Genomic DNA, 21,692 nt, shown 5'->3' on the forward strand with positions numbered 1-21,692 from the left:
CGATGCGTTCTCATCGTTTGTGGGGATTTCTTTGCGTGATTCTTTTGTGTCACGCAAGCTCAATCATTAAGGTCGACGATTCTGGTTCCATGAACTTCTTTTACACCTAATGTATCAGCAACATGTTGGGCATTTTCAAAGGAAATGCCACCGCCAGGTAAAATCGTTAAACGCTCACCAGCATAGGCGATCAATTCTTTCAGATGATCGAAGTTGTCTTCAATCGGAGTCCCTGCAGCACCACCATGGGTCAAAATCCGCTGTACGCCATGCTCAGCTAACCAATCGATCGCTTTAAATTGGCGCGCTGCAGGAATCGCGTCGAAGGCCATGTGAAAAGTAACCTGCAAGCCTTCTGCGGTTTCTAACAATAGCTCCAATGCTTCTTCGTCTAACCAGCCGCTAGGAGTTAAGCAACCTAGAACAACGCCGTCTGTTCCTAGCTTTTTTGCTTCGATCAAGTCGGTGTGCATGATTTTCAACTCAGTGTCATTGTAAACAAAATCACCGCCTCGAGGTCGGATGATCGTCATAACGGGAATTCCTTTTTCGCCAGCATATTGCAAAACTTCTTCTTGCACACCGGTACTTGGTGTTGTTCCGCCGACCGCTAAGTTATCACAGAGTTCAATCCGCTGTGCGCCTCGGGCGATTGCTAAGGGAATATTGGTATAATTTTCTGCACAAAATTCTTTTAACATGATTTACCTCCAATAGTTGGTTGTTCAGTTGATTTGTTATTCTATCCACTAGCATTCTACCACAAGAATATGCTAAAGTAGAGCAGAGATGAGGGAAGTTGAATGTTAAAAAAAATCGATCGCGGGCGCCTTTTTTTAAACGCCCATTATCACTTATTTGAATGTCCATTGTGCCGCCAAGCATTTTTCCCGACCGAAAATGGCTTGGTTTGTCCAAATCGTCATCGATTTGACTTATCAAAGAAAGGCACACTTTTCTTTTTGGATCATCAAGTCAAAGCAGATTATGATCAAGCACTGTTTCTGCCGCGTCAACGTATGATCGCTAGCGGCATGTATGCACCAGTCATTGAATGCATCAAAGCAGTTTTGGGGGATGCTAAGCATCTTTTAGATGTCGGCTGCGGCGAAGGCAGTTTTCTGGCTCAGTTGGTCAATGAAAAGACCCAGGCGGCTGTCGGCTTTGATATCGCCAAAGACGGAGTTTATCTAGCAACCAATCAAAACGTACCGGCTTTTTGGTGTGTGGCGGATCTGACCAACTTGCCGTTTGCTGAAGCGAGCTTTGATACGATTTTCAATCTATTTTCGCCGTCAAATTATGGGGAGTTCAATCGTATTTTGAAAAAGGGTGGACAGTTGATCAAAGTCGTCCCTGCGGCGGATTATTTAAAAGAATTGCGGGCTGCTTTTTATCCGAATGATGAAGCGAAACAGCAATACTCAAATGAACGGGTCGTCACTAAATTTCTTGAACATTACCCCGACGCCTCCCGTCAAAGAGTGACACATGTTTTTACGATCCCTGAAGAAAATCGCCAAGATTTACTTGCCATGTCCCCGTTAGAGTGGGGGGCTTCGGAGGAACGCAAAGAAAAGCTCCGGCAAGCTCCTTTGAGACAGATCACTGTTGATGTTGAGGTGTTGATTGCGAAAATTTCCTGAAAATATTTTGAACTTTTTTGTTATTTACTCTTGCAATCATGCCATGGGAGTGATATATTGTTCTCAAGTCATTTTTCATTGGTTTTTATCAGGTTCCTGTTCTGATAAAAGTTAGTGAAAAGAGCTTCACTAACGTAACGACTCGCAGTGATCGACACCGAGTTGGTACGTTTTTTTTATGCCCAAAATTCTACACAAAAAATGTCGTTTCTAAAAAACAAGCGTGCCAAAATATGGTACTATAGAAGTTATTGAAGAAGCTATTGAGAATCAATTGTAAAACGCAAGATACAGAGATACAAAGGAAAGCGAGAACCGATCGGTAGTATCCGAGCGAAAGGAGTTTTTATCTATGAATCACATCGTTCTTTTTGAACCTCAGATCCCGGCCAATACGGGAAATATTGCACGGACGTGCGCAGCAACAAATACTCATTTACACTTAATCGAGCCTTTAGGCTTTTCAACGGATGACAAGCAATTAAAACGAGCTGGGCTTGATTATTGGCATGATGTCAATATTACCTATCATAAAGATTTAGCTGCTTTTATGGACTTTTTAGGGGAGCGTCCGTTGTATCTGATCTCGAAATTTGCCAATCGCGTGTATTCTGACGTCGATTACACCGCAGATGACGATCAGTTCTTCATTTTTGGGAAGGAAACGACGGGGCTTCCAGAAAGTTTTATGCGTGAGCATGCCGAAAAATGTTTGCGGATCCCAATGAATGATGAGCATGTTCGTTCCCTGAATCTATCAAATACGGCTGCTTTGATCATTTATGAAGTTTTGCGGCAGCAAGGCTTCCCAGAGTTGGAATTGACGCATCATTATGAGAACGACAAATTAGACTAAGAAGCGAGGCTTTTTCGATGCAATTATACTTTACCCGTCACGGAAAAACAGAGTGGAACCAAGCACGTCGCTTTCAAGGAATGCTGGGGGATTCGCCGTTATTGCCAGAAAGTTATGACGAAATCAAATTACTCGGTGATTATCTGGCAGCTATTCCTTTTGAGAAGATTTACTCAAGTACATCTTTGCGAGCAAAAGTGACTGCCCAAGAGATCCAAGCAAGACTCCAACACCCAGTTGAAATCATTTATAATGAGAATCTGCGAGAAATCGGACTCGGTGAATTGGAAGGTCGCTCCATCGATGAAATGCATGAGAAGTATCCCCAACAATTGACGGATCTGCGTAATCACTTGGATCGTTACGATCCAAGTGCCTTTAAAGGTGAGCCGATCCAAGAAACATTGAGTCGAATCGAGACCGTCGTCATGGATGCGGTGATGCAGCATGAAGGCCCATTATTGTTCGTCGGTCATGGGGCATCCTTTACGGCTGCTATCCAGTGGCTTGCAGGCAAACCATTAGCCGAATTAAGAGAGCAAGGTGGATTAGTCAATAACAGCGTTAGCTTATTAGAGACGAATGAACAAAAAGTATTGCCTTTTGAACTAAAACTTTGGAATGAAGCAAGCTTTTTAAGCAATCAAGCAGGATTAGACGCTTTGTTGTAAACCATGAAAGGAGCGGCACCATGATTCCAGAAAGAACGTTTTTTGTCGGCCATGTTGCCGCCATCTTTTTCCAGAATCCCAGCAATTTTTATAAAGTACTATTAGTTAAAGTCACTGAGAATAATGCCGACTACAAAGACTCGGAGATCGTCGTTACTGGTAGTTTCGGCGAAATCCAAGAAGAGGAAAAGTATCGGTTTTTTGGTGAGCTGGTCAATCATCCCAAGTATGGTGTCCAGTTGAAGGCCGAAAGCTACCAACAAGAACAACCGACCTCTGAACAAGGGTTGATCGCCTATCTTTCTGGAGAAAAATTTCCGGGGATCGGCAAGAAGACCGCTGAAAAAATCGTTGACCTTTTAGGAGAAGAAGCGATCGACCGGATGCTGGAAGAACCAACATTGTTGGAGCAGATTCCAGGATTGAATGAAAGTAAGCAAAAAATGATCTTAGATACTGTACGGCAAAATCATGGGATGGATCAAGTGATCGTTGGCTTGAGCCGCTATGGTTTTGGTAGTCAGCTTTCTTTTGCAATCTATCAAGCCTACAAAAATGAAGCATTATCAATTATCGAAGAAAATCCTTACCAGTTGGTGGAAGACATTGAAGGCATTGGCTTTAAACGCGCAGATGGCATCGCTGAGCAGCTAGGGATCGAAGCTTCGTCGCCGCAACGGTTTCGAGCAGCGGTCTTGCATCAGATCTTTGCGCAATCCTTACAGACAGGCAATACCTTTATCCATGCCCAAGACTTGTTAGAGCAGACACTGCGTTTATTAGAAACGAGTCGTCCTATTGAGATTGCGCCAGACGACCTGGCATCAACGATCATTCAATTAGTGGAAGAAGGAAAAATCCAGCAAGAAGAAACTCGTTTGTACGAAAACAGTCTGTACTTTTCTGAATGGGGAATCGCTAGTTCCATCGAACGCTTGCTTTCCCGCAAAAAAGAAATCGTCTATCCTGAGAAAACAATCAGCAAAACGCTGCGAAAAATTGAGAAGCATTTAGGTATCACCTATGGGTCTTCGCAAGAAGAAGCAATCAAAGAAGCCATTCGTTCGCCATTGTTTATTTTGACAGGTGGTCCGGGTACCGGGAAAACGACGGTGATCAATGGGATCGTACAATTGTTTGCTGAGTTGAACGATCTGGACTTAGAGACATCAAAATACAGTGAAGAAACCTTTCCGATTCTCTTGGCAGCACCGACTGGTCGAGCCGCCAAACGGATGAATGAAACGACAGGTTTGCCAAGCGGGACGATCCATCGTTTGTTAGGCTTGAACGGACGTGAAAAAGCGCCATCGATTAGTCCGAAAGAATTAGAAGGCGGCTTATTGATCGTCGATGAGATGTCTATGGTCGATACATGGTTGGCGAATACGCTCTTTAAGTCGATCCCTACAAACATGCAAGTGATTTTTGTGGGGGATAAAGATCAGCTTCCTTCTGTGGGACCAGGACAAGTCCTTCATGATTTGCTAGCGATCGATGCGATCCCGAAACAAGAATTGACAGAAATCTATCGCCAAGGAGATGGATCAAGCATCATTCCACTGGCTCATGCCATCAAAAACGGGCAGCTGCCTGCTGATTTTACACAAAACCAAAAAGATCGCTCCTTCTTTGCGTGTGATGCGTACAAAATCGAACCGTTGATCGCTCAGATAGTGAAACGGGCAAAAGACAAAGGCTACACGCCGCAAGATATTCAAGTGTTGGCACCGATGTATCGTGGGGCAGCCGGGATCGATGCTCTGAATAAAATGATGCAAGAGATTTTTAACCCCAATGATGGGACAAAAAAAGAGGTGACTTTCAATGATACGGTGTATCGTATCGGTGATAAGGTTTTGCAGTTGGTAAACTCACCAGAAGATAACGTGTTTAATGGCGATATGGGCCAAATCGTTGGGATTACTCTAGCCAAACAGTCGGAAGACAAGGTTGACGAACTGGTCATTCAGTTTGATGCCAATGAAGTGACCTATAAGCGGAATGAATGGAATAAGATCACATTATCCTACTGTTGTTCGATCCATAAATCTCAAGGTAGTGAATTTCAAATGGTTATTTTGCCGATGGTTCATCAATACCAACGTATGCTGCAACGCAATCTGCTATATACTGCTGTAACCCGCAGCAAAGAAATGCTGATTTTACTTGGTGAACCGCAAGCCTATCAAACTTGTGTCAGTCACGAATCTGCTACTCGCTTAACGACATTAAAAGAACGTATCAATGGTACGGAAAAAATGACGCCGCTGCAACGAGCAAAATTGGCCCAATTTGAAGAAGCGGATGATCCGTTTTATGATGATTCCTCTGAAAACACGAAGGCAAAAATGGTAGCTTCGAAGCCAAAGGAAAATCCCAGCACTGAAGCTGCTGCTAACCAGCAAGCGACAGAAAAGTCACCAGATAGTGGGTTGGACTTGTTTGCTTTTGCCGAGCCTGAGCCGTCGACATCAAATCAGACAGAAATTGCAAAGCCTCTGTCAGGGGGAAAAGACCTAAGTGAAGGGACTATGGGGGAAGAAGCACTCATCGAAGAAACGTCGAACGATGGTGTATTGACCTTAACGATGGTCAAAAAGCATTTAGTGGATCCAATGATTGGCATGAAGGACTGTTCTCCATACGACTTTATGCCCGCAAAAAACGGCTGATTGAAAGATGAGAAAATACTAAAAAAGGTACCTTAGTGAGCGCTTTCTTTTGGTTTTTTAGCTTCTTATGCTAAGCTAAAATCAAAAGGAGGCGTTACGTTATGGCGAAAGAAACCGAAGATAAATTAGCAAAATTAGCAAAAGAATCTGGCAACGACTTTAAGAAATTAGATGAGATGGAAAAAGAATTTAAACTAGATGAAAGTCCCGATGCAGAACGAGGCGAGCGGGATGAATCAGGGTTAGAAAAAACGTTAGAAAAGGCGCCGATTTTCCCGCCTAACACACCGAACAATCCAACGAATCCCGGCAGTCCCGGAAATCCATAGCTTGTCCACTAAAAACTACGACAGTCGGATAATCGAGTAGAAAACAAAAAACCTGAAGAATGCAGCTTCGCATTCTTCAGGCTTTTTTTTGCAATCGATGAGACTTACTGTAAATGCTGATAAAAATAGATTGCTAATTGCGTGCGATCCCGCAATTCCAGTTTTTCCAGTAATTGACTGATGTAATTACGGACAGTACCATCACTCAAGTACAAAGCATCGGCAATTTCTTTATTGTTTTTTCCAGCGGCTACTTCTTTGATGATCGCAAATTCACGTTCGCTAAAAGAAGATTGATTGTTAATTGATGGTTCGTTCTTCATTAGCTGCGTGAAGGTCTCAACGATTTCATTCCCGAAGACAACTTGGCCATTATAAGCGGCTTTGACAGAAGGGATGATCGCTTGTAAATTCTGCTTGATCAAATAACCTTTCACACCGATGGAAAAGGCTTCGCGAATGTATTCTTCATCTTTGAAGGTAGTCAATAGCAAAAGGATCGCTTGGGGAAATTTAGCCAATATTTCTTTGGCAGCATCGATCCCCGTTTGTTCCGGCATGCGGATGTCCGTCAGCAAAACGTCAGGATGATAGGTTTCATATAATTCCAGTGCGTCTTTGGCACAATGGCCGATGCCCAGCACCTGAATCTCTTCTGTGCTTTCAAGAATGGTTTGCAAAGATGTGGTCACAAACGGATCATCGTCAATAATAACTACAGTAATCATTGGTGTTCCTCCTTTGGTAAAATGATCGTCAACTGAAAGCGTTGGTTTTCTTGTAAAATATGAACTTGACCTTGTTGTTCTTGGACCCGTTGACGCATCGTTTTCAGACCGATTCCAGTGTCTGGATTTTGAGGTGTGCGGACGCCATCATTCGTGATTTGCAAGCGAAAAAATGCAGGCAGCGTTCGAAAATGCAACACGAGGGTTTTCGCATAACTATGTTTGATACTGTTGGTTAAGGCTTCTTTGATGACCATTAGGAAACAGTTTTGCTGTGCTTCATTCAACCCTTCAAATAGGTTTCCTTCAATCGTGACAGGTGATGGAAAATCAGCAATTAGAAACTCTAAGGATTGCTGGAAAGAAATCGATGTCTCGTGGAGATCGTGAACACTTTGTCGAATGCGATCCATCCCTGTATGAACGGTAGCACTTAAATTTGCTAGGGGGTCATTTAGTTTTGGCTCTTGATTGATCATTTCAAGCGCGCCAATCTGTAAAATGGCACTCGACAGTAGATGGCCGACATTGTCATGGATATCGCGAGCAATTCGATTTCGTTCTTCGGCAATTTGCAAGGCTAACTTTGTTTCTTGTGATAGGGCTAGCGCTTTGTTTTGCTGCGATAACTGTTGCTGCTTTTCCTAATGGGTATCTTTTGAAGCGATGTACTTTTTCTCAAGATCAGACATTCGCTGATCTTTTTTGCGTAAGTAAAAAGCAAAGAGCAACAAAAGGATGACAAAAGCGAGCTCCGTGAGAGAATGATGGACAACCGTTGCGATCAATAAAAATCCTAATAAAAATAGAACATCATCTTTACTATCTTCCGGAGCGATCACCCGCATCAATGCAGGCAGAAAGAGGGCAAGCTCTGGCCAAAACGTACATAGAAGCAACAGAATAACTTGAAAAAACCAGTTTGCTATTCTAGGCAGTAAATAACTGACGCCAGTAAATATAACGGCGATCAGTAGATAGATGACCTGCACAGCAACAAAACCTTGATTTACCAATAAAAGTAATGAGACGGCGAGTAGGAAGCCAGCTTCGCTGAGTAGTCGAGATTTAGACATGATAAACTCCTTCATTGTGACAAATGTCATGCTTAGTTTAGCCAATCGTCACTAGTTTCTTTCCTTGAAGTTTATTATAGTCAGATTAACAAGAAATTTGGAAGGAGTTTTTCATCGTGATTATCGAAATTGATAAATTAGTTAAACGCTATGGTGATTTTGTGGCATTGAATCATTTTGATCTGCAAGTACAAGAAGGAGAGGTTTTAGGATTATTGGGACCAAACGGCAGCGGGAAATCGACCGCCATCAACTGTATGCTCTCTTTGTTAAACTATGACAAAGGCACCATCAAACTTTTTGGATCAATCATGACGCCTGAAAATTATGCCGTTAAAGCAATGATCGGGGTCGTTCCTCAAGAGGTTGCCGTCTTTGAAGAACTTAGTGTGCAAGAAAATATCGATTATTTTTGCGGGTTATATGTTGCTGACAAAGAGAAACGACAAGGATTGATCGAAGAAGTGATTCAATTAGTGGGTTTGGAAAATTTCGTGACTTTTCATCCAGGAGAGCTGAGCGGTGGCTTGAAACGGCGGTTGAATATCGCCTGCGGGATCGCACATAAACCACGTTTGATTTTTTTAGATGAACCAACAGTAGCTGTCGATCCCCAAAGTCGTAATAAAATTTTGGAAAGCATCAAAGAGCTAAATCGCCAAGGAGCAACGATCGTTTACACGACCCATTACATGGAAGAAGTGGAAATTCTGTGTGACCAGATCGTGATTATGGATCAGGGACAGGTGATTGCCAAAGGGACTAAGGAATCTCTGAAAGACATGGTACGCACGGCAGATCGTTTGACCATCGACATCCCCTTATTGCCTGACCACGTGTTGGTAGCGATTCAGAACACCAATACTGCTAACGGAATCGTTTACAAAGACGGACAGCTCCAAGTAACAACAACGGAACTCAATACGGTCTTGTTACCTATTTTGACACTCTTACAAGCAGAGAAAATCAGTTACGGAAAAATTGCAACCAAAGAAGCGACCTTAAATGATGTCTTTTTAGAGATCACGGGCAAGGAATTGAGAGACTGAGGAGGGGGAAACCATGTTTTGGCATTTTTACAAATACCGCACAAAGGTGTTGTTGCGAAATAAATCGATGCTGTTTTGGACGTTGGCGTTTCCCATTCTCTTAGGCCTAATGTTTATGGCGGCCTTTGGGGAGATCGATCAAGCGGGAAATTTAGAGACAATCACGACGGGGATCGTAAAAACCGGGGACCAAATAGCGCTTACGGAAAATTTTTCCACCGTCCTTGAACAAGTGGAAATCAATGAAAAACCATTATTTGCACTCGAGGAATTACAAGAAACAGAGGCAGTTGAAAAGCTGACTGCCGGTGAATTAGCTGGATATTTCCTGATTGACGACAAAACCATTTCTCTGCATGTGGGCCAAGCGGGCATGAGTCAGACGTTGATGAAAAATGTAATGGATCAATTTTTACAACGTACAGCGATCATTTCTAGTAAAGCAGCAGAACTTGAAACGCTTGATCTTGCACCTATTATGGCCGCATTTGAACAGGAGGCGACTTTTCAAGAAGTGAATGCAGATCGTGACATGAGTGTCAAAAGTTTTTATTTCTTTACCTTGATCGGGATGGCGATCCTCTATGGGACGATGTGGGGTGTCCGTAATGTCCAGGATCAGCAAGCCAATCAATCCGCGAATGGTATTCGGCTTTCCTTGATACCAAGAAAACGGACATTGGTTTCAAGTGCGAATTTAGCGGCGAGTTTTACGATTGTGTTAGTAGAAGTCTACATTATTTTAGCGGTGTTTCGTTTTGTCTATCAAGTAGACTTTGGCGATCGTTGGCAATGGTTACTACTGGTTGCCGCATTAGGATCATTGTGTGCGATTTTGCTAGGGACATTGATTGGAAATCTGACGCCAAAAATGAATTTGGTGCAAAAAGATGGCATTTTGGTCTCCGTTACAATGGCAATGAGCTTTTTTGCTGGGATGATGGGCTCGGAACAAATCAAGTATTGGCTTGATCTACATGTGCCGATACTGGGGCAAGTAAATCCCGTCAATTTGATCAGTGAAAGTCTTTATCAATTGTATTACTATACAGATTTGAGTAGCTTTTATACCAATCTTTTCTGGTTGACTGGCTTTATCGTCCTTTTGTCAATTGGAAATGCTTGGATCGAAAGAGGGGTGCGCTATGACGCTTTATAAAACGATTTGGACTTTGCTGAAGGCAAATAAGTCGAACTTACTAATTGGAGTATTGATCACAGTTGGTGTCACGTTCTTTTATGCGCAAAGCATCGACGTCGAAAACACCTCTTTACAAGAAGCCAACATTGCTTTGATCAGTGAGGAGGAGTCGCCAGTCGTTGATGGTCTTCGGGAGTACTTGAAGGAAAAGCAAACCTTGGTTGCTTTAGAGGGGACCTCACAAAAAGAAATTGACGATGCCCTTTATTTTAATCGTGTAAACATTGTCTTGCATTTGCCAGCTGATTTCTCCAAACAAGTGGAGGCTGGCCAGATGCCAACGATCGAGATTCAAAGCCGGCCAGATGCTTTTTCTAAAACCATTGTCACCCAGCAAGTGAACACGTTCTTACAGACGCTTTTACTTTTTCAAGAAGAAGGCAAAACAGTCAGTGAGGCGATAGAAGAAACACAAACAGCGCTAGCCGTCACAGGGCAAGTTGAGCTCAGTACAGAATATAGTCAACGAATGAAAAAAATGTTAACAGGCATGACCTTTAACTTATTGTCATATGGCCTCTTTCTATCAATATTTAGCGGGTTTGGTGTGATCAATCTGGCCTTTAACCGCCAAGAAATCAGCAAGCGAAACCAGAGTGCGCCTCTTCCAAAGCGGATGCTACAGCGGAAAATCCTGTTAAGCTTAATCAGTTACTCGCTGCTTTTAACCTTCGGCTTTTTATTACTGATGGTGTTACTAGTGATTCGCACATCCTGGGATACAGCAGCTTGGTACCACATTTTGAACACGTTTTTGTTTTTACTACCTGTCATCAGCTTCTCGGCTTGTGTCACCTCTCTTGTGAAAAATTCAGAAGCGATCGGCGGTATCAGCAATATCTTTATAACCGGAAGCTGTTTTATCGGTGGGGTCTTTGTGTCCGCGAACTTTCTGCCGGATATCGTCAATAAAATCGCGGCATTCACGCCAACCTATTGGTTTGTTCAAAACAATACCTTGATCAGTGAGACCCTCACGTATAATCAAAGGTTCACTGAATCCTTCTGGTTCAATGGCTTTGTCTTGGTAACATTTGCAGCAGTATTTTCAATGATCCACTTTATTTTGGGAAGAGAAAAAAGCCGTCGTTGGCAGTACAACTCGGCGAAAAATTAATAATCTAACGTATAGAAAAACGATACAAATCAGCAGCGATTTGTATCGTTTTCTTTATGGGCACCAAAATAATTGACTAGCTGTTGTAAAAGTAATATCAAAGGGACGTTGGCCCATTTCCTCACCGTCTTCTTGTCCATGTTGGGGCACGGTAGAGATAATTCTCAGCTTCGACGTGGAAAGATGGTGAAAGTAACGTGAATTCATGTGTTTCTTTCGCATCAGTAAACCGATCAGCCAGAAAATCTTAAAAATCGATACACGCTCGACAAGAACAAAATCAAACTTTTTCTCTTTGACCGAAGCGGTTGGGGCGATCGCAACACCGCCGCCAAAGTAAGGATGGTTGGTCGTAGTGCATAGAAAAGCTTTCTTATAACTGAATTGTTGCCCATTACACTCAACTAAGATCGGGAAGCCTTTTTGGCGAAACAAAACCCGAATAATTGCAGCGATATAGGAAAAGGAGCCGAGGTTAAACTTATTCAGACTACTTTTTGCCACAGAGTGATTGGTGGTGTAGACGATTGCCGCATCAAGGCCAATACCGACATTGTTAAGCGCAATGCCGCTTTCCTCCTGGATCTGCTCATCATAGTGGATAATGGCCAATTCTTGGGGCTTAGTAGTACCCGCAATTTTCCAAAATGCTTTTTCCGGTTCCCGCGGCAACTCGATACTTCGCGCAAAATCGTTTCCTGAGCCAGCGGGGATGTAAGCAACGGGGATTTGTTGTTGTTCAAGTTGTAACTCTGATACTACTTGGTGCAGCGTTCCATCTCCCCCAATAACGACCAGCAATGGATATAGCATTTCGCCATTTTCTAAATAAACATCGTCCCAAGGCAAAAGGCGTTCTTTTAAGAGTTTTCGGGTGATGTTTCGTTCGTCGCCGGGCGATTTTGTTAAATAGAGTTGATGGGGGAAACGATGCTTGTTTACGATTTTTTGCACACGCTCCGCCGCTTTTTTCCCCCTTCCACTGCCTGAGGCAGGGTTTACGAGGAAGTGATAATAATAGTTCATTTTATGAATAGCTCCATATCGTTTTTTCGTTCAATGCGTTTAATTATAGCATGTTTCGAAAGAAGGCGGGGAGACGATGCCTGAAAAAAGAGCAAAAAAATAGATTCGACGATTGTGCTTTCTGGGTTTTCAAAGGTTCTTATGTCCACTTTGATCCTCAGGTAACGATGCCCATCGCCGAATCCTATTCAATTAGTAAGGAGTAACTCAAATTCCCACATCCTTTGTCTTTTATTCTAAGTTGACAACAATTCTTTTCTTGCAGAACCTGCTTCGTCTGCTTTACTGGGAATCCTTGCTCCTTACACTTATAGTATAGCACATTTTTTATATTGGGCAATCGCTTACATTGTTTTGTTGTTGCCTTTTAGAGAAATTTAAATAGTTTAATGAAAGGTAAAGGAAAAAGGGTGGAGATTATGATCATCGCCGCTTTTGAACGGCTCTTCTAAAGGATTTGTAATCAAAGTGAATTTGCGAGAAGGTAGGCTAACTAAAGAATACTAGATTGAAATTGCCTTATATACAGTACATTAAAATGATTTTAAATCATTTAATTGTATTTTCATTATTATTTATTGCTTTTTCCTTGTTAAAAAAAAGCGATAGGAGTAAATTAGTAGTGTAAAAAACTTATTTTAGGAGGAAGTATTATGTGTACTGCGTTAACTTATGTAACGAAAGATCATTATTTGGGCAGAAATTTTGATTATGATGTTTCTTATAAAGAAGTAGTGACCATTACTCCGAGAAATTATTCATTCAAATTTCGCAAAGTAAGTGAAATAGATCACCATTACGCAATGATTGGGATTGCTGCTGGTGTCGCTGAGTATCCACTGTATTATGATGCGGTCAATGAAAAAGGTTTAGGTATCGCTGGATTGAATTTTCCAGAAAATGCTTTCTACAATGAATTTCAAGAAGGAAAAGAGAATGTTACGCCTTTTGAGTTCATTCCATGGCTTTTAGGACAATGCGCTACTGTTGAAGAGGTAAAAGGGTTATTAGCCAATGTCAATCTCGTTCGGATCAATTTTAGTGAAGATTTGCCTCTATCGCCTTTGCATTGGATGATTGCTGATAAAAAAAGTGCCATCGTTGTGGAAAGTATGAGTGATGGCCTTCATATTCATGAAAATCCGGTGGGAGTTTTGACAAATAATCCGCCATTTGACTATCAATTGTTCAATTTGAATAACTACCGTGTGTTATCATCGAAAACTCCGGAAACTCATTTTTCTGACAAGCTGGATTTTGATGAATATAGTCGTGGAATGGGAGGCTTAGGGCTGCCAGGAGATCTTTCTTCGATGTCTCGCTTTGTCAAAGTAGCTTTTACCCGATTGAATTCCGTTTCTGGAGAATCTGAATCCGAAAGCATTAGTCAGTTCTTCCATATTTTAGGTTCGGTTGAGCAACAAAAAGGACTTTGTGACATAGGCAATGAGCGCTATGAGTACACGATTTATACTTCTTGCTGCAATACAGATAAAGGAATCTATTACTATCGTACGTATGAAAATAGTCAAATCGTTGCAGTTGATATGAATAAAGAAGATTTGGAAGGTAATGCACCGATTTCTTATCCATTAATTGAAGACCAACAAGTTCTTTTCAGTAACTGATCCAATCTTAAAAAAACCATCTCAAAGCTGTTTTGAGATGGTTTTTTTCTTTTCCATTTTTAAAATAAATCACTCTCATTTGTTGTCGTCTTCGTCCCTGCGGTACTTTTATTCGGAAATGGAAAAAAGCGATTCACCAATATCGCAATCGTCATGCCGATAAAACTATCAACAATCCGATTAAAAGCATACAAGTAAGATTCAGTTTGAGGAATCATAAATAAAATCGTCAATAGTGTGGCACAAGCACCAACTGTTCCCTCGGAATAATCAAATTTGACCAGTAAAGCGATCATCAACATGATCACTAAAGGGATCGCAATCATTTGTATAAAGGACGAATGTCCGAAAAAGTTAAAAATTGCTATACAAAACACGGAGGCAATTGCGCCAAAGCTATTACCTGCAATCCGATGTTTCCCGTATTTGACGGTGTTTTCATGATCTTCTCTTAATGTGAAAACAGCTGTGATCGTCGATACGACGTAGGTTTCTCGATTCAAAAGAAAACTGATCAAAATACAGAGGAATACACTGATTCCCGTTTTTACATTTCTTAAGCCAAAGGTCAATCCAAATAAGTTCAATCATGTCATCCTTCCAAAATAAATTTCAACGAATTAGATTATACCACATTGCAGGCGGTCATTCGTTTCGATTCTCAGAAAAACGAACACTGACTTTTCTTCGTAAGTCAAGATGCACCTTCTATCAGTAGTTGAATAGCTAGTTTGATGCTAAGCATTTTTCAACTTCGAGTTTGAAGTAATACAATAATTGGAACGCCCTCTAGAAGTGTTGATTTTACGCTTTACCCAGCAGTTCATTTTCTAAGTGAGTTGAAATGATGAAAAATTATTTATTGCTTATAAATAGATTGTTTTTTAACAATATTATTGGCATAATCAAAAATAAGGAGGGGTTAAAATGAAAAAAGTTTCTATACTATTGGTGCTATTGCTTGGCTTCGTTGTTTTTCCGATGACAGTTTTTGCTGCATCTTCACCAAGTGTGAGCTATCAAACAAATGTCCAGTCTCAAGGGTGGCAATCATGGAAAACAAATGGTCAGACGTCAGGGACCATAGGGAAAGCAAAGCGACTTGAAGCAATCAAGATAAAAATTACTAATGAAAAATACAAAGGGAATATTGAATATAAAACCTCCATTCAGAAACAAGGATGGGAAAAATCGTATAGAAAAAATGGGACTCTGTCTGGTACAAGTGGAAAAGGGCAACGGTTGGAGGCGATCCAAATCAAACTCACCGGTGAGATCGCTAAGTATTACGATGTCTATTATCGAGTCAATGCACAACAATTTGGCTGGATGGGGTGGGCGAAAAACGGGCAGTCTTCAGGAACGTCCGGCTTTGGCTTTCAACTGGAAGCAATCCAGGTCAAACTGGTGAAAAAAGGTGGGAAAGCACCTGGAACGACGAATGATGCATTTCGAGATGGATTAAAAAAGTACGTAGACAAACAAGGCAAAGGGTTGATCAAAGGGTCCAAGCAAAAGATTTACCACATACCGGGTAGTCAATACTATAAAAAAACGACAAGTCCGATTCGTATGTTCAAGACGGAAGTGGAAGCGTACAAAGCGGGCTTTCGACCAGCTAAATAGAGGTGTGGCAGGCATTCGCTGAGTAAACATCTATGAGAAATTGCTTTACCAAAAAAGTTACGAGGCAACGAGAAGAAAGCTATTTTTGATCAAAAAGTAACTGAATCGTCTGATTCATTCTAAACATCCCTTTCCATTAATGAAAAGGGATGTTTTACGTATTCAAGATGATTACTGTGCGTAGATCAGGCGGATCTTATTAACCTTCCATCACGAGATCCGTCTTCATTTAGCGAGGTTCCAACATAAAGCCACCATCTTCATCGTTTATTTCTTCGGTAGGCGTAAAAATAATATTTTTGCCATCTCTTTCAAGGGTAAAGATTGAATCACAAGCCATTAGGAAATCTGACGATGGATGACTCATTGATCGTCGAATAGGGCTAGAAAATGAAAGCTGCGAAGTGTTTCTTTGAATCAACGAATGAAGGAATAGAGGGAGCAATTCCATCTGCATAAATTTTTGTCAGGTGAATTCGAGATGATTTGATGATTTAATGCCCAGTTTAACATTGATATATGGCTATTAATGTGTATAATAAGTACTTGTGCGAAGCGCACCGCGGTTCATCAACTAAAACGTTTAAATTCGATTAAAACCCTTCAAACCAACATAACAATCACCTTTTTATCATTTTCATCCACAAAACATCCACATGGAAATAAAATATATTTTAGAAATAACGTTCATACATAGATATAGCTTCAGTTTCCATTTTCTTAGAAATAGGAAGATACACGTTTGCGATCATATTTATCGAAGAGTGTCCTAAACGTTCCGATACATATTTAATGTTTGACCCACTTTCAAGTAAATGTACTGCATGAGAATGTCTTAGTGCATGAGGCGAGAGACGAGGTAGCTCGGCTAAATCGCACATTTTATAAAAGTAGGTTCTATAATTCGACTGCTTGATAAAGTTCCCGCGTTCATCTGCAAAAATATACTCTTGATTAGCTATGTTTCTGGATGAAGCGAGGGCTAGCTCGTTTTTCTTGATTTTGAAATTCTTCAATAATTCGATTAAGTATCTGTCAATTACAATTGTTCTATAGCTTGATTGAGTTTTTGGAGGGTTTATATAGTCAGTTTTTCCCTCGCGATACAAAGTTTTGTTTATTTCTATTTTATTTCTGTTCCAGTCATCCCATTTTAATGCAGAAGCTTCTCCCAGTCTCAAACCAGTTCGCGATAATAGTATAGATAATACAAAATACAGGTAGTCCATGAAATCATTTTCTTCCGCGTGACTTTTGCTGATGTCTAAAAAATAGACTAAATCATCTTTTTCAAAGAATTTTATCTCTTTTTTATATTTTTGTAATTTAGGATACTTTATGCTTTTCATCGGATTGGATTCTAAGAGCTGATATTCTACAACAGCATCTTCGAGCGCGCTATTGAATGGGGCAACATAGGATTTGACAGAGTCTACATTTAAGTGATCACAAAGTTCGTTAATCCATGTTATACATTCAAGTCTTTTGATTTCAGTAAGTTTGTAAAACTCGAATCGTGGAAGAATGTATAAGCGAATAGATTTTTTTATTCTATATAAAGTTGACTGTTTGACAGTCCGTGCTTTTAGATCGATCCACATCTTTAAATAGTCGCCCACAAGCATGGATTTATCAGTAGTAACAGAAAACTTTGTACCAGTGATTGTGATTGCGTGTTTAGTAGTTGGTTATATTATCAAGACTACACCTGTTTTAACCAATAAGGTGAATGATTACATTCCATTGATTGTCGGCTTACTAGGAGCAATTCTAGGGCTTGTCATGAATGGTTTTGCGGTTGAATCAATCGTTTACGGCGCTGTTAGTGGATTAGCATCTACAGGCTTGCATCAATCATTTACCAGAATTATTAGTCAAGGAGCAGCTGAATAAGCTGTTTTTTTTTATAAAAAATTTGGAGGGATAACCATGAGAAACAAAGCAAAATTTATTGAAGACTTTGAATCAGTAGCCCAGCCAGAAATTATCGAAGCTGTACATCCGATACAAGACGCGGCACACACGATGAATCAGCTCGAGGAATCAGAATATCATTTGACTGTTAAGTTTACGAGAGATAGCCAAGATAAGACCTTTCAATTTGAAGTAAAGAAACGTGAAAAAACGGATGACTCTTCTGAAGAAATTGATGATTACTTTTACATCGGAAAGGGGGAGTAAACATGGTCAAATATAATAATTCAACCTCTCATAGAGGGCATAATGCGATTGTACCTGGCGCATCTGGTTGCGGTTTGAAAGAACACGAAGTTGCTCAAAAGATTCATGACAAATTTCGAGCAGCAACTAAAGCCGTAGATGCTACTGATGATGTGGGTACAACCGCTAACGATAATCTCTACAATATCGTTCGAAAAAATGAATTCAGTTGGAAAATCCTTCCATGTTAGCCATCACCTAAATGCTTTTAATGGGAGTGCGAATGATTTTGAAGTGTGGTACTTCGCTGGGAATGAAGAAGCTCGTAAACTGGCACAAGCTATTTGTGATGCAGTATATAAAGTTACTGGCTGGGTTAATCGTGGAGCGAAGGCTACTACATCCTTATATGTGATTCGAGCATCTGAAGGATCAGCAATCTTGATTGAATGGGGCTTTATGGACAGTTAAAAAGATATGGATATCATGGCCAAGAAAATGGACGATGCAGTTAATGCTGCATTGGATGTTATGGGATACAAATCATCTTCGAATGGAGGCGTAGCAAAAGTGACAAACAAAAAAACATATATTCAAAATGCAAGACGTGTAGAAGTGATTCGAGAAAGTGGAGATCAAGAGTACACGGATTTAGAATCTACTAATATGCGTGGTAACTACTATCCGAAGGGCAGCAAGCTTCTGGTGAAAGAGGTTGTGAAGCATGGCAACATTACACGTCTTCTTTTAGAATCTGGTGGGTATTTTACAGCTAATGAAGCTTACGTGAAGAAACTCAGATAAACACAAACCCCCCTTACTCGTTTGAGTAGGGGCTTTGTACATAAACTCAGATAAATTATATAGGGGAATCAACTTCTGCCTAAATTACGTTAAAAGTTTTTCTTTTTTTCATTATAAAAGAGAAAAATTCCAAAAAGTACAATGAACGATTTTGGACTTAATATATCGTTGAATAGAAAGTGCGAGAAAGTAAAATTACCAGAAATTAAAGAAACAATCAAAATTATTAGGACATAATACAAGAGCATTTTTGAGATAAACATTATAGTTTGCTTTTTAGTCATATTAAATTCCTCCCTCACACAAATTTACATGATAATATTTTTCTGATTAAAATACTATTTTATGAGAAAAATAAATTGTCTTGAACATTCAGATAATTTATTTTTTAGTAAATTTGTGAACAGAATCATAGCTCCCTATTAATTTCTTTCTTGCTGAATCTGAGTAAGCTTTAACATTCTCTTTTACATATAAGTTTTTCGAATCAGTATCTTTATAAGTAGTAATTGTTAAGTAGACAGTAGCTTTGGGTTTAAATTTTAGGTCTAATTTTGAAAGGAAATAAGCCCCCACAGCCCCTGCAAATTCCCCAGCCTTCATCACACCTTTAAGAACTATACCACCAAAGTAAATTGTTGCTATCCCAAATATGGTGTTGCCTAGATTAGCAACGAATGCATTGTCGAACTTGGTGTCAGTTTTTCTACTATCGATTTGTTTCCAATTCCAGCCGCCATCAGCTACGACAGCTCTAGTAGAAATAGTAGATGAGTTTGAGTCTTTAATATATAAAACACCATCTTCGTATTTGGCTGCTTCTTCTTTTGTCACAGACTCAGTAGTTTGCGGTATAGTTGAATTAGGTATTGAAATTTCATCGGATGACACAACTTTAGTAGGTAATACGATATTTATTAATAGACAAACTACAAAGCCAATAACCAAAAGATTAAATACTTTTTTACTTTTTAACATATTCTGATGCTCCGTTCTATTAAAATTAAGATACTTTACGTGTCAAAATTGTCAATGTTTTAACATAATCAGGCCTTCGTCACCCACCTGTAGAGATTGGATGACTTCTACTTAAATGATGTTAAAGCTAAGCAGTTGAAATCGGTTCAATAAATCTTGTATTGGAGATACATCTTTCACATTCAACTGTGTTTTCTTTCCAGCTTGATCACTATTCAAATAAGCAACTGCTTTAGGGCGGACGTTTCATCTGCTTTTACCTCCGACGTTCAAAAAAAAGCAAATACAGCAAGAGCAAGTACCGATAACAACAACGCTAGTTTTCTTTTCATTCTACATTCTTCCTTGTTTATTTAAAGAACAAAACATACAAAATAAATAGGACAAGAATAACTCCAAAATAAATTAAAGTATCAGTCCATTTTGTACCGATATTAGGATCTCCTGCAGGCATACCAGTATCTATTCTTCGATTTTTTTCGATGGTAGAGAAAACATCGTTTTCTTTTTTCTTTTCTTTACCCTTCATAAAAACTCTCCTCGTAATATGCCAAGTAGTATCAATAGGAATTATCAGAATTATACAACAACTCAACAGGGATGTAAAATGGTAACAGACTTTTTTTAGACTGTAATATGATTTAATTACAAAAAGACACGTCCTAGCACAACCGGTTTCTAATGTAGAATTTCTTATAGCGACATAAAACTCGACACATTCTGAGCCGCACAAAGCTTCCTGAGATTTAGAAATCGAGTTCGGGAATTCATTTATAAAATCAGAAAGAGATAGGTAGCCTTGTTCATATTGAGTAATAAGATTCATATCAATTGCCACCTGGTTTATACTTTGTGTTAGGGTCGTATTTTCTAAGAATCTTGTCTTGAGTCCTAACGTGATCGAACAGATAATTTTCACCGTCTATTTTAAATACAAAAGCCAACTCTTCAGAATAATGACTATAGCTGATGGGTACAGTGAAATAGGGTTTTCCAAAGTTCTCCATCGTCCGAACAAACTGATCGTAAAGCAAGTGGGCTGGCCCCATTCCTTCTATAAACTCGTAGTAATATCTTTCCAATGCGTAAGTTCTTTGATGCGCTAACGGTATTTGCATATCATTCACTCCTTGCAAGAATTACACGAACAGAAAATAAAAAAAGCTCCCAACCAAATAAGGTAGGAGCAATTTTACGATTTTATTCAATTCAAACAACCGTATTTTAAGGTCTGTCATTCATCGATTATTTAGTCAAATCGAATGTGACATCAAAATCTTTATAATTATCCTCGTCATAATTTTCGATGTCGTAGCTAGCAGACCATTTCAATCGAATATTAGACACATTGCTAACATCTTCTATTTTAGGTACTGAAAATGTCACAATTCCTTCTTTTGTTACACCGCTTAAGATTTCTCCACCAATACTATCACTTAAAAACATTTCAGCTTCGATTTGCTGACCTTCCACAACCATTGTTGCTTGGTCTGGATAAGTATCAAAATCCATGTCCGAATTGTTGGTAATTTCGAAATATACTTGAACAGCGTATTTATTTTCTAGACCTTGCATTTCAATCTCATCATCGGATAGTTCTACAATCACCACTTTATTGATGTTCGTGGTCAGTCCATTCCAATCTTCTGAAAAATTCGCTGAATATTCGGCACGGTCCACAGTAGCGCTATTGCTTTCTATGGTGCTGCTTTCTGTAGTATTTTCAGCAGAAGATTCAACAATTGATTCGGTTTGAGCAGTGGCAGAACCTTGAGCAACTGTTTTCTCACCTTCGGGACTTGAGCAAGCCGATAAAAATAATAAATTGATACCAATAAAAACACCAAAATAAACTTTTTTTATGTTTGCTATAAGCTCCTCTTCTTTTTTCTTAATTGTATCAGAGAAGGGTGTTACTTTGTAAACAAAAATGATAGTGCTTAACTAAGTAATAAAAGTAAAAAGATTAAATAACACAGCTTTCGAGGGTTTCATCCACAAAACATCCACACAGTTTCTCCAAATTAATATAATAAACGGAAAACAAAAAGAGAACAATGTGCATGGAAAGGTTGATAAAACAATATTCTTGTGTATAATAAGTACTTGTGCGAAGCGCACC

25 protein-coding genes and 1 pseudogene are annotated in these 21,692 nt (G+C 39.8%); 15 read left to right on the top strand and 11 right to left on the bottom strand.

Translation table 11 applies throughout. The features are described from left to right. Positions 1-59: 59 nt before the first annotated feature. Positions 60-701 (bottom strand): copper homeostasis protein CutC, encoded by a 642-nt coding sequence (locus tag IGI78_RS06420; RefSeq protein ID WP_016621321.1) that lies wholly within the window; start codon positions 699-701, stop codon positions 60-62. 102 nt (positions 702-803) lie between these two features. Here IGI78_RS06420 and IGI78_RS06425 point away from each other — a divergent pair, with 102 nt between their 5' ends. From IGI78_RS06425 to IGI78_RS06445, 5 genes are all read left to right on the top strand, one after another. After that, complete coding sequence (locus IGI78_RS06425; RefSeq protein ID WP_077452507.1) at positions 804-1,646, top strand: methyltransferase domain-containing protein; 843 nt, start codon at positions 804-806, stop codon at positions 1,644-1,646. A gap of 352 nt (positions 1,647-1,998) precedes the next feature. Then, the gene (trmL, locus tag IGI78_RS06430) at positions 1,999-2,502 is read left to right on the top strand and encodes a tRNA (uridine(34)/cytosine(34)/5-carboxymethylaminomethyluridine(34)-2'-O)-methyltransferase TrmL (RefSeq protein ID WP_077452506.1); all 504 of its coding nucleotides are present in this window, start codon (positions 1,999-2,001) and stop codon (positions 2,500-2,502) included. Between the two features lie 17 nt (positions 2,503-2,519). Then, complete coding sequence (locus tag IGI78_RS06435) at positions 2,520-3,173, top strand: histidine phosphatase family protein (RefSeq protein ID WP_005229730.1); 654 nt, start codon at positions 2,520-2,522, stop codon at positions 3,171-3,173. A 20-nt stretch (positions 3,174-3,193) separates the two neighbouring features. Beyond that, entirely contained in the window at positions 3,194-5,848 is a 2,655-nt protein-coding gene (recD2, locus tag IGI78_RS06440) for an SF1B family DNA helicase RecD2 (RefSeq protein ID WP_140965494.1), read from the top strand. A gap of 101 nt (positions 5,849-5,949) precedes the next feature. After that, positions 5,950-6,177: a cold-shock protein gene (locus IGI78_RS06445; protein WP_081118454.1), complete on the top strand. Its 228-nt coding sequence runs from the start codon at positions 5,950-5,952 to the stop codon at positions 6,175-6,177. Positions 6,178-6,281: 104 nt separating this feature from the next. On the opposite strand, the gene IGI78_RS06450 is transcribed toward IGI78_RS06445, so the two are convergent. Both IGI78_RS06450 and IGI78_RS06455 read right to left on the bottom strand, forming a co-directional pair. Next, positions 6,282-6,905, bottom strand: a complete 624-nt coding sequence (locus tag IGI78_RS06450; RefSeq protein WP_140965496.1) for a response regulator transcription factor — start codon at positions 6,903-6,905, stop codon at positions 6,282-6,284. Further along, positions 6,902-8,011 (bottom strand): annotated as a pseudogene (locus IGI78_RS06455) (sensor histidine kinase). The gene IGI78_RS06450 and the pseudogene IGI78_RS06455 overlap by 4 nt, the downstream one beginning before the upstream one ends. An 86-nt stretch (positions 8,012-8,097) precedes the next feature. Here IGI78_RS06455 and IGI78_RS06460 point away from each other — a divergent pair. The 3 genes from IGI78_RS06460 to IGI78_RS06470 are packed head-to-tail and all read left to right on the top strand — an operon-like array spanning position 8,098 to position 11,348. Next, positions 8,098-9,030, top strand: a complete 933-nt coding sequence (locus IGI78_RS06460) for an ABC transporter ATP-binding protein (protein WP_140965497.1) — start codon at positions 8,098-8,100, stop codon at positions 9,028-9,030. Positions 9,031-9,043: 13 nt separating this feature from the next. Then, positions 9,044-10,189 carry an ABC transporter permease gene (locus IGI78_RS06465; RefSeq protein WP_140965499.1) on the top strand — a complete coding sequence of 382 codons (1,146 nt, stop codon included), beginning with the start codon at positions 9,044-9,046 and terminating at the stop codon, positions 10,187-10,189. Then, positions 10,176-11,348: an ABC transporter permease gene (locus tag IGI78_RS06470; RefSeq protein ID WP_140965501.1), complete on the top strand. Its 1,173-nt coding sequence runs from the start codon at positions 10,176-10,178 to the stop codon at positions 11,346-11,348. Before IGI78_RS06465 ends, IGI78_RS06470 begins: the two co-directional genes overlap by 14 nt. 54 nt (positions 11,349-11,402) lie before the next feature. On the opposite strand, the gene IGI78_RS06475 is transcribed toward IGI78_RS06470, so the two are convergent. Further along, the gene (locus IGI78_RS06475) at positions 11,403-12,374 is read right to left on the bottom strand and encodes a diacylglycerol/lipid kinase family protein (protein ID WP_077452497.1); all 972 of its coding nucleotides are present in this window, start codon (positions 12,372-12,374) and stop codon (positions 11,403-11,405) included. Between the two features lie 653 nt (positions 12,375-13,027). Here IGI78_RS06475 and bsh point away from each other — a divergent pair. Beyond that, positions 13,028-14,002, top strand: coding sequence for a choloylglycine hydrolase (gene bsh, locus IGI78_RS06480; protein ID WP_140965503.1), 975 nt, complete (start codon positions 13,028-13,030; stop codon positions 14,000-14,002). Positions 14,003-14,061: 59 nt separating this feature from the next. Here the strand turns inward: bsh and IGI78_RS06485 are convergent, their stop codons facing one another. Next, entirely contained in the window at positions 14,062-14,589 is a 528-nt protein-coding gene (locus IGI78_RS06485) for an FUSC family protein (protein WP_140965504.1), read from the bottom strand. A gap of 340 nt (positions 14,590-14,929) precedes the next feature. On the opposite strand from IGI78_RS06485, the gene IGI78_RS06490 reads away from it, so the two are divergent. Continuing rightward, a complete protein-coding gene (locus IGI78_RS06490; protein WP_140965505.1) occupies positions 14,930-15,628 on the top strand; it encodes an Ig domain-containing protein in 699 nt (232 codons plus the stop codon). A gap of 229 nt (positions 15,629-15,857) precedes the next feature. Here the strand turns inward: IGI78_RS06490 and IGI78_RS06495 are convergent, their stop codons facing one another. Next, entirely contained in the window at positions 15,858-15,995 is a 138-nt protein-coding gene (locus tag IGI78_RS06495; protein ID WP_422718467.1) for a hypothetical protein, read from the bottom strand. 307 nt (positions 15,996-16,302) lie between these two features. Then, positions 16,303-17,247: a tyrosine-type recombinase/integrase gene (locus tag IGI78_RS06500; protein WP_430618550.1), complete on the bottom strand. Its 945-nt coding sequence runs from the start codon at positions 17,245-17,247 to the stop codon at positions 16,303-16,305. 4 nt (positions 17,248-17,251) lie between these two features. Here IGI78_RS06500 and IGI78_RS06505 point away from each other — a divergent pair, with 4 nt between their 5' ends. The 5 genes from IGI78_RS06505 to IGI78_RS06525 are packed head-to-tail and all read left to right on the top strand — an operon-like array spanning position 17,252 to position 18,592. Further along, on the top strand, positions 17,252-17,521 hold the full coding sequence (locus IGI78_RS06505; RefSeq protein WP_140965507.1) for a phage holin family protein: 270 nt from the start codon (positions 17,252-17,254) through the stop codon (positions 17,519-17,521). A gap of 36 nt (positions 17,522-17,557) precedes the next feature. Further along, the gene (locus IGI78_RS06510) at positions 17,558-17,809 is read left to right on the top strand and encodes a hypothetical protein (protein ID WP_140965508.1); all 252 of its coding nucleotides are present in this window, start codon (positions 17,558-17,560) and stop codon (positions 17,807-17,809) included. 2 nt (positions 17,810-17,811) lie between these two features. Then, the gene (locus IGI78_RS06515; protein ID WP_223272986.1) at positions 17,812-18,039 is read left to right on the top strand and encodes a hypothetical protein; all 228 of its coding nucleotides are present in this window, start codon (positions 17,812-17,814) and stop codon (positions 18,037-18,039) included. Next, positions 18,008-18,259 (top strand): N-acetylmuramoyl-L-alanine amidase, encoded by a 252-nt coding sequence (locus IGI78_RS06520; RefSeq protein WP_223272987.1) that lies wholly within the window; start codon positions 18,008-18,010, stop codon positions 18,257-18,259. The genes IGI78_RS06515 and IGI78_RS06520 overlap by 32 nt, the downstream gene beginning before the upstream one ends. 6 nt (positions 18,260-18,265) lie before the next feature. After that, positions 18,266-18,592: a DUF5776 domain-containing protein gene (locus IGI78_RS06525; RefSeq protein WP_223272988.1), complete on the top strand. Its 327-nt coding sequence runs from the start codon at positions 18,266-18,268 to the stop codon at positions 18,590-18,592. A gap of 381 nt (positions 18,593-18,973) precedes the next feature. On the opposite strand, the gene IGI78_RS06530 is transcribed toward IGI78_RS06525, so the two are convergent. The 4 genes from IGI78_RS06530 to IGI78_RS06545 all read right to left on the bottom strand — a co-directional run bounded on the left by IGI78_RS06530 (position 18,974) and on the right by IGI78_RS06545 (position 21,250). Next, positions 18,974-19,570, bottom strand: a complete 597-nt coding sequence (locus IGI78_RS06530; protein WP_008377778.1) for a hypothetical protein — start codon at positions 19,568-19,570, stop codon at positions 18,974-18,976. Between the two features lie 349 nt (positions 19,571-19,919). Next, positions 19,920-20,099: a hypothetical protein gene (locus IGI78_RS06535; protein WP_195265756.1), complete on the bottom strand. Its 180-nt coding sequence runs from the start codon at positions 20,097-20,099 to the stop codon at positions 19,920-19,922. A gap of 298 nt (positions 20,100-20,397) precedes the next feature. Continuing rightward, positions 20,398-20,688 (bottom strand): DUF5960 family protein, encoded by a 291-nt coding sequence (locus tag IGI78_RS06540; RefSeq protein WP_140965512.1) that lies wholly within the window; start codon positions 20,686-20,688, stop codon positions 20,398-20,400. 127 nt (positions 20,689-20,815) lie between these two features. After that, positions 20,816-21,250 carry a DUF4352 domain-containing protein gene (locus IGI78_RS06545; RefSeq protein ID WP_223272989.1) on the bottom strand — a complete coding sequence of 145 codons (435 nt, stop codon included), beginning with the start codon at positions 21,248-21,250 and terminating at the stop codon, positions 20,816-20,818. Between the last annotated feature and the right edge of the window lie 442 nt (positions 21,251-21,692).

It is taken from the genome of Enterococcus sp. DIV1767, from assembly GCF_050542585.1.
In the GTDB taxonomy this organism is placed as follows: domain Bacteria; phylum Bacillota; class Bacilli; order Lactobacillales; family Enterococcaceae; genus Enterococcus_D; species Enterococcus_D innesii.

Bases quoted from the DNA above. Each gene is read 5' to 3' on its own strand.
- IGI78_RS06470 (WP_140965501.1), top strand. From the start codon at position 10,176: ATGACGCTTTATAAAACGATTTGGACTTTGCTGAAGGCAAATAAGTCG.
- IGI78_RS06495 (WP_422718467.1), bottom strand. From the start codon at position 15,995: ATGAGTCATCCATCGTCAGATTTCCTAATGGCTTGTGATTCAATCTTT.
- IGI78_RS06510 (WP_140965508.1), top strand. From the start codon at position 17,558: ATGAGAAACAAAGCAAAATTTATTGAAGACTTTGAATCAGTAGCCCAG.
- IGI78_RS06540 (WP_140965512.1), bottom strand. From the start codon at position 20,688: ATGCAAATACCGTTAGCGCATCAAAGAACTTACGCATTGGAAAGATAT.
- IGI78_RS06435 (WP_005229730.1), top strand. From the start codon at position 2,520: ATGCAATTATACTTTACCCGTCACGGAAAAACAGAGTGGAACCAAGCA.
- IGI78_RS06535 (WP_195265756.1), bottom strand. From the start codon at position 20,099: ATGAAGGGTAAAGAAAAGAAAAAAGAAAACGATGTTTTCTCTACCATC.
- IGI78_RS06515 (WP_223272986.1), top strand. From the start codon at position 17,812: ATGGTCAAATATAATAATTCAACCTCTCATAGAGGGCATAATGCGATT.
- IGI78_RS06530 (WP_008377778.1), bottom strand. From the start codon at position 19,570: ATGTTAAAAAGTAAAAAAGTATTTAATCTTTTGGTTATTGGCTTTGTA.
- IGI78_RS06425 (WP_077452507.1), top strand. From the start codon at position 804: ATGTTAAAAAAAATCGATCGCGGGCGCCTTTTTTTAAACGCCCATTAT.
- bsh (WP_140965503.1), top strand. From the start codon at position 13,028: ATGTGTACTGCGTTAACTTATGTAACGAAAGATCATTATTTGGGCAGA.
- IGI78_RS06475 (WP_077452497.1), bottom strand. From the start codon at position 12,374: ATGAACTATTATTATCACTTCCTCGTAAACCCTGCCTCAGGCAGTGGA.
- IGI78_RS06505 (WP_140965507.1), top strand. From the start codon at position 17,252: ATGGATTTATCAGTAGTAACAGAAAACTTTGTACCAGTGATTGTGATT.
- IGI78_RS06450 (WP_140965496.1), bottom strand. From the start codon at position 6,905: ATGATTACTGTAGTTATTATTGACGATGATCCGTTTGTGACCACATCT.
- IGI78_RS06465 (WP_140965499.1), top strand. From the start codon at position 9,044: ATGTTTTGGCATTTTTACAAATACCGCACAAAGGTGTTGTTGCGAAAT.
- IGI78_RS06520 (WP_223272987.1), top strand. From the start codon at position 18,008: ATGAATTCAGTTGGAAAATCCTTCCATGTTAGCCATCACCTAAATGCT.
- recD2 (WP_140965494.1), top strand. From the start codon at position 3,194: ATGATTCCAGAAAGAACGTTTTTTGTCGGCCATGTTGCCGCCATCTTT.
- trmL (WP_077452506.1), top strand. From the start codon at position 1,999: ATGAATCACATCGTTCTTTTTGAACCTCAGATCCCGGCCAATACGGGA.
- IGI78_RS06525 (WP_223272988.1), top strand. From the start codon at position 18,266: ATGGATATCATGGCCAAGAAAATGGACGATGCAGTTAATGCTGCATTG.
- IGI78_RS06490 (WP_140965505.1), top strand. From the start codon at position 14,930: ATGAAAAAAGTTTCTATACTATTGGTGCTATTGCTTGGCTTCGTTGTT.
- IGI78_RS06420 (WP_016621321.1), bottom strand. From the start codon at position 701: ATGTTAAAAGAATTTTGTGCAGAAAATTATACCAATATTCCCTTAGCA.
- IGI78_RS06445 (WP_081118454.1), top strand. From the start codon at position 5,950: ATGGCGAAAGAAACCGAAGATAAATTAGCAAAATTAGCAAAAGAATCT.